The 14,789-nt window shown below is 63.9% G+C and carries 17 protein-coding genes; 8 read left to right on the top strand and 9 right to left on the bottom strand.

The window, feature by feature from the left end:
* Positions 1-42 precede the first annotated feature (42 nt).
* Genes A9K71_RS17490 through A9K71_RS17500 form a run of 3 tightly spaced genes read left to right on the top strand, consistent with a single transcriptional unit; the run spans position 43 to position 1,612 of the window.
* Positions 43-468: an EVE domain-containing protein gene (locus A9K71_RS17490; protein ID WP_066998318.1), complete on the top strand. Its 426-nt coding sequence runs from the start codon at positions 43-45 to the stop codon at positions 466-468.
* On the top strand, positions 465-1,136 hold the full coding sequence (locus A9K71_RS17495) for a methyltransferase (RefSeq protein WP_066998320.1): 672 nt from the start codon (positions 465-467) through the stop codon (positions 1,134-1,136). The genes A9K71_RS17490 and A9K71_RS17495 overlap by 4 nt, the downstream gene beginning before the upstream one ends.
* Before the next feature lie 50 nt (positions 1,137-1,186).
* Positions 1,187-1,612 carry a DUF1761 domain-containing protein gene (locus A9K71_RS17500; RefSeq protein ID WP_066998322.1) on the top strand — a complete coding sequence of 142 codons (426 nt, stop codon included), beginning with the start codon at positions 1,187-1,189 and terminating at the stop codon, positions 1,610-1,612.
* Positions 1,613-1,689: 77 nt separating this feature from the next.
* Here A9K71_RS17500 and gcvA read toward each other — a convergent pair whose 3' ends face one another.
* Positions 1,690-2,616, bottom strand: a complete 927-nt coding sequence (gene gcvA, locus A9K71_RS17505) for a transcriptional regulator GcvA (RefSeq protein ID WP_066998325.1) — start codon at positions 2,614-2,616, stop codon at positions 1,690-1,692.
* Positions 2,617-2,747: 131 nt separating this feature from the next.
* On the opposite strand from gcvA, the gene A9K71_RS17510 reads away from it, so the two are divergent.
* Positions 2,748-3,005, top strand: coding sequence for a DUF1127 domain-containing protein (locus tag A9K71_RS17510; RefSeq protein ID WP_066998328.1), 258 nt, complete (start codon positions 2,748-2,750; stop codon positions 3,003-3,005).
* Between the two features lie 90 nt (positions 3,006-3,095).
* Here the strand turns inward: A9K71_RS17510 and A9K71_RS17515 are convergent, their stop codons facing one another.
* Positions 3,096-3,692: a L,D-transpeptidase gene (locus A9K71_RS17515; RefSeq protein ID WP_066998331.1), complete on the bottom strand. Its 597-nt coding sequence runs from the start codon at positions 3,690-3,692 to the stop codon at positions 3,096-3,098.
* A gap of 83 nt (positions 3,693-3,775) precedes the next feature.
* On the opposite strand from A9K71_RS17515, the gene A9K71_RS17520 reads away from it, so the two are divergent.
* Positions 3,776-4,459, top strand: coding sequence for a response regulator transcription factor (locus A9K71_RS17520; RefSeq protein WP_066998380.1), 684 nt, complete (start codon positions 3,776-3,778; stop codon positions 4,457-4,459).
* 246 nt (positions 4,460-4,705) lie between these two features.
* Entirely contained in the window at positions 4,706-5,164 is a 459-nt protein-coding gene (locus tag A9K71_RS17525) for a cyclic nucleotide-binding domain-containing protein (RefSeq protein WP_066998334.1), read from the top strand.
* A gap of 33 nt (positions 5,165-5,197) precedes the next feature.
* Here A9K71_RS17525 and A9K71_RS17530 read toward each other — a convergent pair whose 3' ends face one another.
* The 7 genes from A9K71_RS17530 to tesB form a co-directional block, all read right to left on the bottom strand.
* The gene (locus A9K71_RS17530; protein ID WP_066998337.1) at positions 5,198-5,998 is read right to left on the bottom strand and encodes an exodeoxyribonuclease III; all 801 of its coding nucleotides are present in this window, start codon (positions 5,996-5,998) and stop codon (positions 5,198-5,200) included.
* A 103-nt stretch (positions 5,999-6,101) separates the two neighbouring features.
* Entirely contained in the window at positions 6,102-6,770 is a 669-nt protein-coding gene (locus A9K71_RS17535) for an outer membrane lipoprotein carrier protein LolA (protein WP_066998340.1), read from the bottom strand.
* A 143-nt stretch (positions 6,771-6,913) separates the two neighbouring features.
* The gene (locus tag A9K71_RS17540) at positions 6,914-9,574 is read right to left on the bottom strand and encodes a DNA translocase FtsK (RefSeq protein WP_066998343.1); all 2,661 of its coding nucleotides are present in this window, start codon (positions 9,572-9,574) and stop codon (positions 6,914-6,916) included.
* Between the two features lie 210 nt (positions 9,575-9,784).
* Positions 9,785-10,060 (bottom strand): hypothetical protein, encoded by a 276-nt coding sequence (locus A9K71_RS17545; RefSeq protein WP_066998346.1) that lies wholly within the window; start codon positions 10,058-10,060, stop codon positions 9,785-9,787.
* 295 nt (positions 10,061-10,355) lie between these two features.
* Positions 10,356-11,537 (bottom strand): ammonium transporter, encoded by a 1,182-nt coding sequence (locus tag A9K71_RS17550; RefSeq protein ID WP_245299658.1) that lies wholly within the window; start codon positions 11,535-11,537, stop codon positions 10,356-10,358.
* 196 nt (positions 11,538-11,733) lie between these two features.
* Positions 11,734-12,072 (bottom strand): P-II family nitrogen regulator, encoded by a 339-nt coding sequence (locus A9K71_RS17555; RefSeq protein ID WP_066998360.1) that lies wholly within the window; start codon positions 12,070-12,072, stop codon positions 11,734-11,736.
* A gap of 248 nt (positions 12,073-12,320) precedes the next feature.
* Positions 12,321-13,184 (bottom strand): acyl-CoA thioesterase II, encoded by an 864-nt coding sequence (gene tesB, locus A9K71_RS17560; protein WP_066998363.1) that lies wholly within the window; start codon positions 13,182-13,184, stop codon positions 12,321-12,323.
* Between the two features lie 107 nt (positions 13,185-13,291).
* Between tesB and A9K71_RS17565 the strand changes: the two genes are divergently transcribed.
* Both A9K71_RS17565 and A9K71_RS32630 read left to right on the top strand, forming a co-directional pair.
* Positions 13,292-14,554 carry a ubiquinone biosynthesis hydroxylase gene (locus tag A9K71_RS17565; RefSeq protein WP_066998366.1) on the top strand — a complete coding sequence of 421 codons (1,263 nt, stop codon included), beginning with the start codon at positions 13,292-13,294 and terminating at the stop codon, positions 14,552-14,554.
* 96 nt (positions 14,555-14,650) lie between these two features.
* Positions 14,651-14,789 (top strand): helix-turn-helix domain-containing protein (locus A9K71_RS32630; protein WP_197504244.1); only part of this gene is annotated, 139 nt, incomplete at its 3' end.

A 14,789-nucleotide genomic window follows, 5' to 3' on the forward strand; every position in this document is an offset into this window, starting at 1 on the left:
CGCTTCAATCGTGGCGAACCGACAATCAAGGGGACAACTGAGATGAACTACTGGCTGTTCAAGTCCGAACCTTCGGTCTTTTCCTTCGAGGCGCTGAAGGCGAAGGGCAAGGCCGGCACGCAGTGGGACGGCGTGCGCAACTACGCCGCGCGCAACAACATGAAGGCCATGCAGATCGGCGATCTCGGTTTTTTCTACCATTCCAATGAAGGCCTCGACATCGTCGGCATCGCCGAGGTCTGCGCGCTCGCCCACCCCGACTCCACCACGGACGATCCACGCTGGGAATGCGTCGACATCCGCGCCCGCAAAGACGTGCCGAAGCCGGTGACGCTGGAACAGGTCAAGGCCAATCCGAAGCTGGCCGACATGGCGCTGGTGCGGCTTGGCCGGCTTTCCGTGCAGCCGGTGACGCCGGCAGAGTGGAAAGAAGTCTGCCGCATGGCCGGCCTCGACCCGGCGCCGTGACCAGACTCACCCCCAAAAACGCAAGGACATTCATCCTCGACAATACGGCGCTGATGGCGCCGCCGCACGTGCCGGAAGTGCTGCTGCACCTGGCTGACGAGGCACACGACCTGTGGCTGCGCACCGAGGAGGAGCTGGCCGAGATCGGCCTGCCGCCGCCCTTCTGGGCTTTCGCCTGGGCCGGCGGCCAGGGCCTTGCCCGCTATGTGCTCGACCATCCGGCGACGGTGCAGGGCAAACGCGTGCTCGACTTCGCTTCCGGCTCCGGCATGGTCGCCATCGCTGCCTCAAAGGCCGGCGCGGCTGAAGTGAACGCGGCCGATATCGATCCCTTTTGCGCGACGGTCATCACCCTCAACCTCGAAGCCAATGGCGTGAAGGCCGATTTCCTGGATGCGGACTGCATCGGCACGGATGACGGCTGGGACGTCGTCTTGGCCGGCGATGTCTTCTACGACAAGCCTTTGGCGGAGAGGCTGACGCCGTGGTTCACGAGCCTCAAGGCGCGCGGCGCCGACGTCCTCGTCGGCGATCCCGGGCGCGCCTATCTGCCGAAGACCGGACTGCAATCGCTCGCCGTCTACCAGGTGCCGGTGACGCGCGTGCTGGAGGATGCCGAGGTCAAGCGCACGACCGTGTGGCGATGGGTTTCCGCCGCTTCGGCTTGACGCAGCCGGCGAACAGGGATTCCATCGCTCATCGTTCGGGAGGGGATTCTATGGATTTCTCAACGGTGAACTGGCTGGCAGTGATCGCCGCAGCCGTCGTGGCGTGGCTGTTCGGTGCCGCCTGGTACATGGGCCTGAGCAGGCCCTGGCTGAAGGCGGCAAAGCTCGATCCGGCGACGATGAAGCGCTCGGCCGTTCCGTTCATCGTCAGCTTCGTCGCCGAGCTCGTCATGGCGCTGGTCATGACCCTGGTGGTCGGCGCGATGACCGGCGGCGAGCCCAACCCGCTCGCCGGCGTGATCTTCGGCTTTGTGCTCTGGTTTGGCTTCGTCGCCACCACGTTGTCGGTCAACCACCGCTATCAGGGCTTCGGCTGGGAGCTCACGCTGATCGATGCCGGCCATTGGCTCGGCGTGCTGCTCATCATCGGCGCCGTGATCGGTTGGTTCGGCGCGCCGGCCGCGCCGGCAGGCTAGAGCATTTCCAGGAAAAGTGTGAAACGGTTTCCGTCGGAATTGCGCCCAATAAACAGAGAGAGCGGTCCGGAGCGCCGCTACCCCGCGTCTGCGTCTTTCGTGACTTCGTCGAGAAGCCATTCGCGGAAGGCGACGATGCGCGCGTCGTCCTTCATCGCTTCCGGATAAACCAGGAAATAGGCGAACTCCGGCGCGACCTTGATGCCGAGTTCGAAGGGCCGGATCAGCCGCCCTTGCGAAAGGTCGTTGGCCACCATGGCGAAGTCGGCAAGCGCCACCGCATTGCCGTCGAGCGCCGCCTGCGCGGCATCGGTCGAGGACCCGAAGACAAGGGTGCGGCTGTCGTCGAAATCTTCGACCCCTGCCGCGTGCATCCACATGCTCCAGTTCGGCCAAGTGACGCCCTGCCGGGACCATTCGATATGCGCCAGCGTATGGTGGAAGAGATCGCGCGGCTCCTTCAGCGGCGGGCCTGAGGCGAGCAGCGCCGGGCTGCAGACGGGGATGATGATGTTCTCGAACAGCCGGTGCGCGCAGAGCCCGGGATATTTGCCGCTGCCGAAACGAATGCCGATATCGACATCGTCCCGCTCGAAATCCCTGACTTCATAGGTAATGTCGAAGCGCAACTCGACGCCAGGCTTTTGCCGGCGGAAACCGTCGACGCGCCGCATCAGCCACTTGGTTGCGAACTGCGCGTCGAGCGTCACTTTCAGCAGCGCCGTGCCTCTCGCCATCTTGCGCGCGCGGGTAACGGCGCGGCCAAGCAGGTCGAGCGCATCGACCGAGGCTTCGAACAGAACGTTCCCCGCTTCGGTTAGCCGCATGGTGCGGCTGGTGCGCGTGAACAGCACGAGGTCGAGCTGATCCTCTATTTCCTTGATCTGGTGGCTGACCGCCGCCGGCGTCAGGCCAAGCTCGTCCGCGGCACGGGTGAAATTGAGGTGCCTCGCCGCTGCCTCGAACGTCCTCAACGCACGCGTTCCGGGCAGCAAGCGGGCCATCTCAATCTCCAAAAAAAACTTGATGATCAGACAAGAACTACTCGTTTCCCGTTTGTTTTTCAATCCGGCAAGATGGCCGCATCGATAAACCATCAAACCGGATTTGATATCCGGAGAACACGGATAGCGCCATGACCGAGATCGTCCTGAAGTCTCACGCCGTCCAGAAATCCGACTCCGGCATCACGCTTTGGCTGCGTTCGGCATTCGAGTGGCTGCGCCAGGCCGGGGTCGCCGCTCGGCTTCCCGACGAATCCGTCGAGGATCTCTCCGACCGTCAGCTGCGCGACATCGGCGTCGAGCGCAGGGACGTCGCAAAGGCGATGAACCGGGAGCTTGGCCGGATCGGATTGCTGGATACCGGCTGGCAGCAGCCTAAGCGGCACTGAGGGAATAGGGGAGTAGGCAGAGAATCTCGCTTCGGTGGACGTGCGTCCTCCGTGACATATCCTACTCCCCTACCCCCTACTCCCTACTCCCTACCTCACCACCTTCACCACCGTCCGGTCCGACAGCAGCGGCAGCAGCCTCGCCATGGTGCGCGCCGTCACCGCGACGCAGCCTTGCGTCGGCGTGAAGCCGGGACGCGCCAGATGGAAGAAGATCGCGCTGCCGCACCCGCGCCGGCGCGGCGCGATGTTCCAGTCCAGCACCAGGCACACATCGTAGAGCCGGTCGGCGCGCCGCATCCGTTCATGGCTGGCGCCGTAAGGGATCTTCACCGGCCGGTTGTAGTTGCGGTCGTCCGGCACCTCGCACCAGCCGAGATCCGGGCCGATCGGCGCCATCGCCAGCCCCGTCCGGCGGCCGCCGGGAAACTGGTCGTTGCGGAAATAGCCTGACAATATCCGCATCGCAGCCAGTGGCGTCGCGCCGTCGCCCTCGCGCTTGCTGGCGGAAATGCCGCCGCGCCCGAGGGCGCAGCGAAACACCGTTTTGCCAGCTTGCAGCAATCCCTGCGCAGGGTTGCCGGGCCTCGCACGCACAACCAGGACATGCAGCCCTTTCGGCAAAAATTCGCCTGCCGCATTGCGCGCGCGTTTTTTCTTGTATGATTGTCTCACGGAACAAATCACTGTGAACGACTGTTGCGCCGGTGAGCTTCCGCATAAATGGGGGGAGGTCAACTGAATATTCTTTTTAAAACAACGGATTGATCATGACATCACGCACCATTCTGATCGTTGACGACGACGACGACCTGCGAGCCACCCTCGTCGAGCAACTGGCGCTTTACGAGGAATTCGACGTCCAGCAGGAAGCCACTGCCGCAAAAGGCGTCGCCACGGCGCGCGGCGGCCTTGTCGATCTGCTCATCATGGACGTCGGCCTGCCAGACATGGACGGTCGCGAGGCGGTGAAGATCCTGCGCAAGGGCGGCTATAAGGCCCCGATCATCATGCTGACCGGCCACGACACCGATTCCGACACGATCCTGGGGCTCGAGGCCGGCGCCAACGATTACGTCACCAAGCCTTTCCGCTTCGCGGTGCTCTTGGCGCGCATCCGTGCGCAGTTGCGCCAGCACGAGCAGAGCGAGGACGCCACCTTCTCGGTCGGCCCCTACACCTTCAAGCCCAGCCAGAAGCTTTTGATCGATCCGCGCGGCGCCAAGGTGCGGCTGACCGAAAAGGAAGCCTCGATCATCAAATATCTCTATCGCGCCGACCAGAAGGTGGTAACGCGCGACGTGCTCTTGGAAGAAGTGTGGGGTTACAATTCCGGCGTCACCACCCACACGCTGGAAACCCATGTCTACCGGCTGCGCCAGAAGATTGAGCGCGATCCTTCCAATGCCGAAATTCTTGTGACAGAAAGCGGCGGCTACAAGCTGGTTCCTTAAACATTTCATGATCTAGAGCAATTCCAGGAAAAGTGTGAAAGCGGTTTTCCGATCGGAATTGCGTCGAACCAAACAGATAGGCGGTCGGGCGGGACTGCCTCGGGTACGATCCTGATGCTGGAGGGTGATGGATCGGCTCGCTGCACGCATCGCACGACGCGTGATTGAAAGTTGGAGTGCGCGCTCCCGCAAGGAGGCGGCGCTCCAAAGGAGGGACTGGACTGACCGCTCGGGGACACAGCTAGCATGGCGCTGGATGACGACATCCGCATCCTGTCCGCCGTGAAGCTTTTTCAGGGCTTCACGCAGGAACAGTTGCGCCTGCTGGCCTTCGGCGCCGAGACCACTTTTCTGCAGGCCGACCACAAGCTCTACCGCGAGGATGACGTGGCCGACTCGGCCTATATCGTCGTCAGCGGGCGCATAATCCTCTATCGCGAGCACGGCAGTGGCGAACGCGTCCCGATCGGCACGGCCGGCCCCGGCGCCATGCTCAGCGAACTGGCCCTTATCGCCGACACAAACCGGCTGACCAGCGCCTCGGCCGTGATCGATTCGGAGGTGATCCGCTTGAGCCGCAAGATGTTCCGCCGCATCTTGGAGGAGTATCCGGAGCTGGCGGTGCAGCTGCACGAGCGCATCCTGGAGGAATTCCAAGAGATGATCGCCCGCATCGAGGAGCTCGCGCCACGGTTTACGGAATAGACGCGCCGCAGCGCCTCTGCCGATTGATAGCGCTCAATCCAATTCAAACTTCGCGATGACCGGCACATGGTCCGACGGCTTCTCCCAGCCGCGCGCCGCCTTGACAATCTCGTAACCGGCAAAGCTCGGCACCAGATTGGCGGACGACCAGATATGGTCGAGCCGCCGGCCGCGGTCCGATGCTTGCCAGTCCTTCGCGCGGTAGCTCCACCAGGTGTAGAGCTTTTGCTCGGCCGGCACGTTGAGCCGCATCAGGTCAACCCAGCCGCCGGCCCGCCGCATCGCCTCGAAGTTTTCGGTTTCGACCGGCGTGTGGCTGACGACGTTGAGCAATTGCTTGTGCGACCACACGTCATGCTCCTGCGGCGCGATGTTGAGGTCGCCCACCAGGATCGAGGCATCGTCCCGGCTCGCCGGCACGCTGTTCATCTCATAGACGAAATCGAGCTTGTGGCGGAATTTCCGGTTGATCTCCGGGTCCGGCTCATCGCCGCCGGCCGGAACGTAGAAATTGTGCAGTAGAATCGACCTGCCGCCGGCCTGGACCCTGACCGAGAGATGCCGGCTGTCGTCGATCTCGCAGAAACGCCGCTTCTCGACCAGCTCGATCGGCCGGCGCGCCACCGTCGCCACGCCGTGATAGCCTTTCTGGCCGTGGAACAGGATGTGCTGGTATCCCGCCTTGCGGAAAGCCTTTTCCGGAAACAGCTCGTCCGGGACCTTGGTTTCCTGCAGGCAGAGCACGTCCGGCGCCTGCTCCTTGAGCAGCCGCTCGACGATCGGCATGCGCAGACGCACCGAGTTGATGTTCCAGGTGGCTATGGTGAAGGGCATTCAGGCAGGTCCGGCAAAAGATCGCCGATCTACTGCCAGCCACGCGCCATAAAGACAAGCCGGCCCGCGCTGCAAGCCGGCCCTGCCCTGAATATGGGCGGACCTACCGCGTCTTGGTATTGAGCTCGCGGTTCGCCGTATAGTCGATGGCGAAGGTGCCGTCCGGAATGGAGACGCCTTCCTTGACGTTGAAGATCATCACCGTCGTGTCCTTGCCCTGCGCGTCGGTGATCGTCCACTGGCGCAGTTCATAGGTCTTCGGATCGAACATCATGGTGATCTTGGCGTTGCCGAACACCGACTTGTCGGAGAGTTGGATGGTGGTGAGGTCGTCTTCTTCCTTGACGGCCTTCACGCGCCCGCCGGACAGATCGATCCGGTCGTCGAGCAAAAGCTTCAAGGGCGTCTTCGACAGCGGATAGAGGTCGGAGGTGTTCAGCTTCTTGTTGAGGATGACGACCGACTTGCCGTCCGAGATCACCCGGAAATTCGACGATCCGTCATAGTTGAAACGGATTTTGCCGGGACGTTCGAGGAAGAACTTGCCGCCGGTCTGCTCGCCCTTCGGGCCGAACTGCACGAATTCGCCGCTCATCGATTTGACCGAGGAAAAATGGTCGGCGATCTTTTGCGCCGCCGGCGGAACCGCGGCCTGAGCCAAGGCCAGAAGTTGGAAGCCCGGCACGACATTGATGGCGGCGGCGCCCGCAAGCACCAGGCCAAGGCCGAGCAGCTGTCGGCGGGTCGGAGCGAAATCTGTCTGGGTCTTCATGCCGGTCACTTCCTGTGATTTGCCTTGGTCGCAGTCTCTGGACCGCCAGTTGGGCCTAAGTTTGGCGGGTCGCACGGCGCTTGGTCGCATCAACGCGCCAGAGGGTTCAAAGTTGCCGGCCGCCTCCCGTGGACGTCGCCGGGCTAGAACTTATCGTCCTCGGTGGGAACGAGAATCTCGCGTTTGCCGGCGTGGTTGGCCGGGCCGACGATGCCTTCCTTCTCCATCTTTTCGATGATTGACGCCGCGCGGTTGTAGCCGATGCCCAGCCGGCGCTGGATGTAGCTGGTCGAGGCCTTGCCGTCGCGCAGCACCACGGCCACCGCCTGATCGTAGGGATCATCGGAATCCTCGAAATTGCCGCCCCCACCGCCGCCGCCGGAACCGCCCCGGCCCGAGGCGCCGTCCTCGTCGTCTTCCTCGTCATCCTCGGTGATGGCGTCGAGATACTCCGGCACGCCCTGCAGTTTGAGATGGCCGACGATCCGTTCGACCTCGTCGTCCGAGACGAAGGGACCGTGGACACGCTGGATGCGGCCGCCGCCCGCCATGTAGAGCATGTCGCCCATGCCGAGCAGCTGCTCGGCGCCCTGCTCGCCCAGGATCGTGCGGCTGTCGATCTTCGACGTTACCTGGAAGGAGATGCGGGTGGGGAAATTGGCTTTGATGGTGCCGGTGATGACGTCGACCGACGGGCGCTGCGTCGCCATGATGACGTGGATGCCGGCGGCGCGCGCCATCTGCGCCAGGCGCTGCACCGCGCCTTCGATGTCCTTGCCGGCCACCATCATCAGGTCGGCCATTTCGTCGATGATGACGACGATATAGGGCATCGGCTCGAGGTCGAGATCCTCCGTCTCGTAGATCGCCTCGCCGGTCTGGCGGTCGAAGCCGGTCTGCACGGTGCGCGAGATTTTCTCGCCCTTCTTCTCGGCCTGGCTGACGCGTGCATTGAAGCCGTCGATATTGCGCACGCCGACCTTGGACATCTTGCGGTAGCGGTCCTCCATCTCGCGCACCGTCCATTTCAGCGCCACCACGGCCTTCTTCGGATCGGTGACGACGGGCGTGAGCAGATGCGGGATGCCGTCATAGACCGAGAGCTCGAGCATCTTCGGATCGATCATGATCAGCCGGCATTCCTGCGGGGTGAGCCGGTAGAGCAGCGACAGGATCATCGTGTTGATGGCGACCGACTTGCCTGAGCCGGTGGTGCCGGCGACCAGCACATGCGGCATCTTGGCGATGTCGACGATGACCGCCTCGCCGTTGATGGTCTTGCCGAGCGCCAAGGCGAGCTTCGCCTTGGTGGTTTCGAAGTCGCGGCTCGCCATGATCTCGCGCAGATAGACCGTCTCGCGCTTGGCATTCGGCAGTTCGATGCCGATCGCGTTGCGGCCGGGCACGACGGCGACGCGGCAGGCGATCGCGCTCATCGAGCGGGCGATGTCGTCGGAAAGGCCGATGACGCGCGAGGATTTGATACCGGGCGCAGGTTCCAGCTCATAGAGGGTGACGACCGGACCCGGGCGGACATGGATGATCTCGCCCTTGACGCCGAAATCCTCGAGCACGCCTTCGAGCAGCCTTGCGTTCTGCTCCAGCGCGTCCTTCGACAGGCTAGGGTCTTTCGCCACGTTCTTCGGTTCGGACAGGAAATGCAGCGACGGCATCTCGAACGTGCCGGAGCCGATGAGCGAGGTCTGCGCCTCGCGCTGAACGCGTGCGCCTTGCACCGGGCGCGGCGCAGGCGCCTCCACGCGCGTCGCCGCGTCCGAGCGGAAGTTGCGCACATTGGCGCGGCGCTGGACCGGCTCTTCGTCGTCGAAGTCGTCGAGATCGGCCTCTTCGTCGTCGAAGTCATTGTCGTCCACCGGATCGACCGAAGCGCTGCGGTCGTTGACCATTGCGGCGAAGAATTCCGGCTCGACACGGGCGCGGCCGCCGGGGCTCATCCTGGATTCCGCGTACTCGGCCGATTCGACCCGTTCGGCGGCGCGGCGCCAGGCGCTGGCCCGCGGCTCCATCTGAGGCTCAAACTCGTCACGCTCCTGCCTGCGGCGCGCGGCACGCCGATGCATCCATGCACGGAAGGACAGCCACCAATGGGTGATGGCGCCGAGCGCAAGAATGCCTTCGTCGCCCTCGTCTTCATCCTCATCGAAGAGCAGATCGTCCTGCTCGCGCGGCTCCGGCTCGGCGGCGCGCTCCATGACGGCAAAGCCGTTCTTGCGCGCGATCAGCGCCGAGCCATAGGCGAACAGCCAGAGCGCCGGTGTGGCGAGCACAACGGCGATGACGGTGGCGAAGAGGCCCTTCGGATAGCCGCCGACGGCGATGCCCGGGATCTTCAGCACCATATCGCCGAACACACCGCCAAGACCGGTCGGCAGCGGCCAGGTGTTGGGCGGCGTCACGCAACCGACGATCGACGCGGCAAGCAGCGCGAAGCCGAACCAAGCAAGCCCGCGCTTGCCCAGCCTGTCGACGCCGCGGGCGGAGAAGAGCAGAAAACCCCAGATCACCGCCGGCACCAGTCCGGCGACGGCGGCAAGGCCGAAGAACTGCATGGCAAGGTCGGAAAACACCGCGCCCGCATAGCCCATGGCGTTGGTGACGAGATTGTTGGTGGCGTGCGAGAAGCTCGGATCGGCGACGTTCCAGGTAGCGAGGCTGGCGACGCCGAAAGCGGTGAACACGAACATCCCGGCACCGACCAGGCGCCCAACCTGCCGCCGCGCGAACGCCTGGATGCCGTGCCCCGTATCGGTCAGCGCGAGCGGTGCTGAAGCGCCTGAACGCATGCCTCTTCCCCGTGTGTCGATGCCTGGCCGGATGCGTGACGCATGCCGGGAGATTCGTCTCCCAGACTATCGGCGGGAAGGTTAAGGCCGCATTAACCATGGCCTTTTACCGACATGCTCCCCCGAAGGGAGATGGCGGGCCCATGAAGCTCGCCATCTCATTGGCAAAGATGAAACGATCAGGCCCGTAAGGACCCGACCTGCCGCAAATCACTTATGGCCGGCGTACTGCATCAGGTTGGCGCAGAATTCGGCATGCGGCTTGCTCATCGCCGCGTCCTGGCACTCCTTCATCATCGCGTCCTGCTTGTCCTTTGCCGTCGTCGCCCAGGCGGCCTTGAAATCGGCCTCGGACTTCATGGTCTTCATGCTGGAATCGGTGAAGAACGGAGCCATATTGTCAGGCGAGTCGAGCGCGCCGGCAAGTGCAACACCGCTGACCATCGACAGAGCCATTGCTCCCAGGAAGATATTCTTGCAGTTCATTGGTCGATTCCTTCCCTGATATTTGGCGACACCACGATGGCTGTCGCAATCCCAGTACGGAACCGGAAGGGCGGACGTTTCACACATTCGCGATCAAGTGAATGTGATCGAAACGCTCAATGCTCATATCCGAGAAAAAAGGAGGCCCGGAAAATCTTCCGGGCCTCAAGGCGTGAGCCCCTTTCGAGAGCATCACGACGGGATCTTGGGAGCAAATCGGGAAAGCCGCGCCGCGGCTTCCCTTGATATCCGGACCGGCGGGAGGAGTATCCGCCGGTCCTTGGCCGGGTCGGCCTTACGGCACGACTTCGCCGTGCTGGGTGACGTCGAGACCCTCGACCTCTTCCTGGGTGCTCGGACGCAGGCCGACCAGCGCCTTGACGATGTATAGGATCACCAAGGTGGCGACCGCCGTCCATACGATGGTGACAGCGACGCCGTATGCCTGCTTGGCGAGCGAGGCGCCCGACGACAGGCTGTTGATCGCCGGATCGGCGAGCACACCGGTCAGCAGTGCGCCGACGATGCCGCCGACGCCGTGGACGCCGAAGGCGTCGAGCGAGTCGTCATAGCCCATGGCGTGCTTGAGCTTGACCGCCGACAGGTAGCAGACGACGCCGGCGATGATGCCGACGAAGAAGGCGCCGGTCGGGTTGACGAAGCCGGAAGCCGGCGTCACCGCGACAAGGCCCGCGACAGCACCCGAGATGATGCCGAGCACCGAAGGCTTCTTGGCGACGATCCATTCGGCGAACATCCAGGCCAGCGCCGCCGCGGCGGTGGCGACCTGCGTGTTCAACATCGCAGCGCCGGCGAGGCCGTCGGCCGCCAGTTCCGAACCGGCGTTGAAGCCGAACCAGCCGACCCACAGCAGCGAGGCGCCGATCACCGAGTAGACCAGGTTGTGCGGCGCCATGTTGGTGGTGCCGTAGCCCTCGCGCTTGCCGAGAACGAGCGCGCAGACCAGGCCCGCGACACCGGCATTGATATGGACGACGGTGCCGCCGGCGAAATCGAGCACCCCGGCGGTGGCGAGAAAGCCGCCGCCCCATACCCAGTGCGCCACCGGCGCGTAGACGACCAGCAGCCACAGCCCCATGAAGATGAGCAGCGCCGAGAACTTCAAGCGTTCGGCGAAGGCGCCGGCGATCAGCGCCGGGGTGATGATGGCGAAGGTCATCTGGAACATCGAGAAGACGAATTCAGGGATGTTCGCCACGCCGGGCGCCCACAGCGAGGAAGTGGTGATGCCGTGGTGGAAGAATTTCGAGGCACCGCCGATAATCTTGTTCATGCCGCCGCCGTCGGAGAAGGCCAGCGAGTAGCCGAACATGAACCACAGCACCGTCACCAGGCAGGTGATGGCGAAGCTCTGCATGATGGTGGCGAGCACGTTCTTCTTGCGCACCATGCCGCCGTAAAACAGCGCCAGGCCCGGGATGGTCATCATCAGCACCAGCGCCGTCGAGGTCAGCATCCAGGCGGTGTTGCCGGTGTCGAGCGCGGGCGCCGGGGCGGCCGGCGCTGCGGCCGTGGCTGCCGGAGCGGCCTCCTGCGCGAAGGCGGCGGCGGTGCTGAACGCTACGAGAGCGAGCGCAGCGGCCGCCCGTCCCGTCGTCTTCAAGGGGGAAGGAATATTCATTGAACTCTCCGTTGGAATAGCTGGTCGCCGCTCAGAGCGCGTCGGTGTCTGTTTCGCCGGTGCGGATGCGCACCGCCTGGTCGATGCCGAAGACGAAGATCTTGCCGTCGCCGATCTGGCCGGTCTTGGCGGCGGAGCTGATGGCTTCGACGGCCTTGTCGACCATGTCGGCGCCGACGGCGACCTCGATCTTGATTTTGGGCAGGAAGCTGACCGCGTATTCGGCGCCGCGATAGATTTCCGTATGTCCCTTCTGACGCCCGTAGCCTTTGACTTCGGTGACGGTCAGGCCCTGGATGCCGACGGCGGTGAGCGCTTCGCGCACCTCGTCGAGCTTGAACGGCTTGATGATTGCCATCACGATTTTCATAAGGTTTCACCCTTTGCTGTTGCGGTCCCCCGCGTTTGCACACCTTCACCGATCCCGAGGAGAGCCGGAGAGTGCAGGACAGGATTCAAGCTCCGTGCCAATTGCCGAAGCAGGGCGTTAACCTGTTGTAAACATAGGTGATCAGCAGCGCTTGCTCAACAAACGGGCGCAGCGCCTTAATGGCTCATGATTAAAAAATGAGCAAAATTTGGAAAATGCCTGCTTTCTAGCCATGCCTCGAAGCCGGCTCAGCGTTTCAGCCGGATGAGGCCTTCCTGCGCGACCGAGGCGATCAGCGTTCCGTCGCGCGCGAACAGCGATCCGCGGGTGAAACCGCGCGAGCCTTGCGTGGAGGGGCTGTCCTGCGTGTAGAGGATCCAGTCGTCCAGCGAATGACTGCGGTGGAACCACATGGCATGGTCGAGGCTCGCCGCCTGGATGTCGCGATCGAAGATGGCGCGGCCATGCGCGAAGGTCGAGGTGTCGAGCAGCGTCATGTCGGAGAGATAGGCAAGAACCGCCGCCTGCGTGGCGCGGTCTTCCGGCACCGGGCCCGTGGTGCGGATCCAGATATTCTGCTCCGGCTCCAGCTTCTCGCGGCTGGTATAGTGCTTGAGCATTACCGGCTTCATCTCGATCGGCCGGTCGCGCTCCCAGTAGCGCTTAATGCCTTCCGGCACCGCCTCGCCGAACTTGCCGAGCAGCTCGCGCTGCGACAGAAGCGTGTCGGGCGCCGGCACGTTGCGCGGCATCGGCAGCTGATGCTCCAGCCCGACCTCGTCCTGCTGGAACGAGGCTTCCAGCGAGAAGATCGCCTGCCCATGCTGGATCGCCACCACCCGGCGCGTGGTGAAAGAGCCGCCGTCGCGGATGCGGTCGACCTCATAGACGATCGGAACCTTGGTGTCGCCGGGCCGCATGAAATAGCCGTGCAGCGAATGCACATGGCGCCCGGGCTCGACAGTGCGCTGGGCGGCGACCAGCGCCTGAGCGATCGTCTGGCCGCCGAACACGCGCTGCCAGTCGAGCTTGGGGCTGCGACCACGATACAGGTTGTGTTCGAGCTGCTCGAGGTCGAGAATGTCGAGAAGCTCGTCCATGGCCGCCGTCATGTTCCACGTCCCTTGAAGATGTGTCATGGCGGGTTTCGGACAGGAGAGCCGGGCAGTCAAGCTGCAACGGCCGCCGCGGTGGCCGGAGGCCGCGAAAGGAAAGTGCCATGGTCGACCGCAAGGCGGATGCAGCGGACAAGACCTCGGTGGACGTGCTGGTGGCCGGCGCCGGCTATGTCGGCCTTGCCGCGGCCGTGTCGCTGAAGCAGGCGCGACCGAGCCTTGCCGTCGCCATTGTCGATGTGGCACCTGCCGGCGTCTGGCAGAAGGACGGCCGCGCCTCGGCGATCGCCGCCGCCGCCTGCCGCATGCTGGAGCAGCTCGGCGTCTGGGACGAGATCGCGCCCGAGGCGCAGGCGATCACCGAGATGATCGTCACCGATTCGCGCGCCGCCGATCCGGTGCGCCCGGTGTTTTTGACCTTCGACGGCGAGGTGGCGCCCGGCGAACCCTTCGCCCATATGGTGGCTAACCGGGTTCTCAACGGCGCGCTGCGCCGCCGCGCCGAAAAACTCGGCATCGACGTCATCGAAGGCATGGCCGTCAGCGCCTTCGACACGAACGGCGCCGGCATCACCGTGCATCTGGCCGACGGTGCCGCGCTTAAGGCCTGCCTGCTCGTCGCCGCTGACGGCGTCAATTCGAAGCTGCGCGACATGGCCGGCATCAGGACGGTAAAATGGGAATACGGCCAGTCCGGCATCGTCTGCACGGTCGCGCATGAGCGCCCGCACAATGGCCGCGCCGAGGAACATTTTTTGCCCGCCGGCCCCTTCGCCACCTTGCCGCTGAAGCCTGAGGAGGACGGCACCAATCGCTCCTCGATCGTCTGGGTTGAGCGCACGGAAGACGCGCAGAAGCTGGTCGAGGGCGACGAGTTCGTCTTCGAGCATGAGCTGGAGCAGCGCTTTGGGCTGAAGCTTGGCGAGATACGCGTCGCCGACAAGCCGCGCGCCTGGCCGCTCGGCCTGATCCTTGCGCGCGCCTTCGTCGCACCGCGCATCGCGCTCGCCGGCGATGCGGCGCACGGCATCCATCCGATCGCCGGTCAGGGCCTCAATCTCGGCTTCAAGGATGTCGCAGCACTTGCCGAAGTGGTGGTCGAGGCCGACCGGCTCGGCCAGGACATCGGCGCGCTCGACGTGCTCGAGCGCTACCAGCAATGGCGCCGCTTCGACACGCTGCAGATGGGCGTCACCACCGACGTGCTGAACCGCCTGTTTTCCAACGACATCGGCCCGCTGCGCGCCGTGCGCGACCTCGGCCTCGGTATCGTCGAGCGCATGCCGAAGCTCAAGGACTTCTTCATCCGTCAGGCGTCTGGCCTGTCAGGCGACATGCCGCGGCTATTGAAGGGCGAAGCGATCTAGCGCCTAGAGCGGGATGAAATTGTTGGGAGTCGTTGAGGATTCCCAAATCAGCGGGTTTATGATTCACCATTCATGCTGGGAAGGAGGCCAGCATGGATGGCACTATCGATGGATCTGCGAGAGCGCGTCGTGGCGGCGGTGAAGACAGAGGGAATGTCGCGGCGCGCAGCTGCGAAGCGTTTCGGGGTCAGCTACAGCGCTGCGATCGAGTGGGTGAAGCTCGATGAGGAAACCG

Origin of the sequence: Mesorhizobium sp. WSM3873 (assembly GCF_001672445.1) — a bacterium.
Classification (GTDB): domain Bacteria; phylum Pseudomonadota; class Alphaproteobacteria; order Rhizobiales; family Rhizobiaceae; genus Mesorhizobium.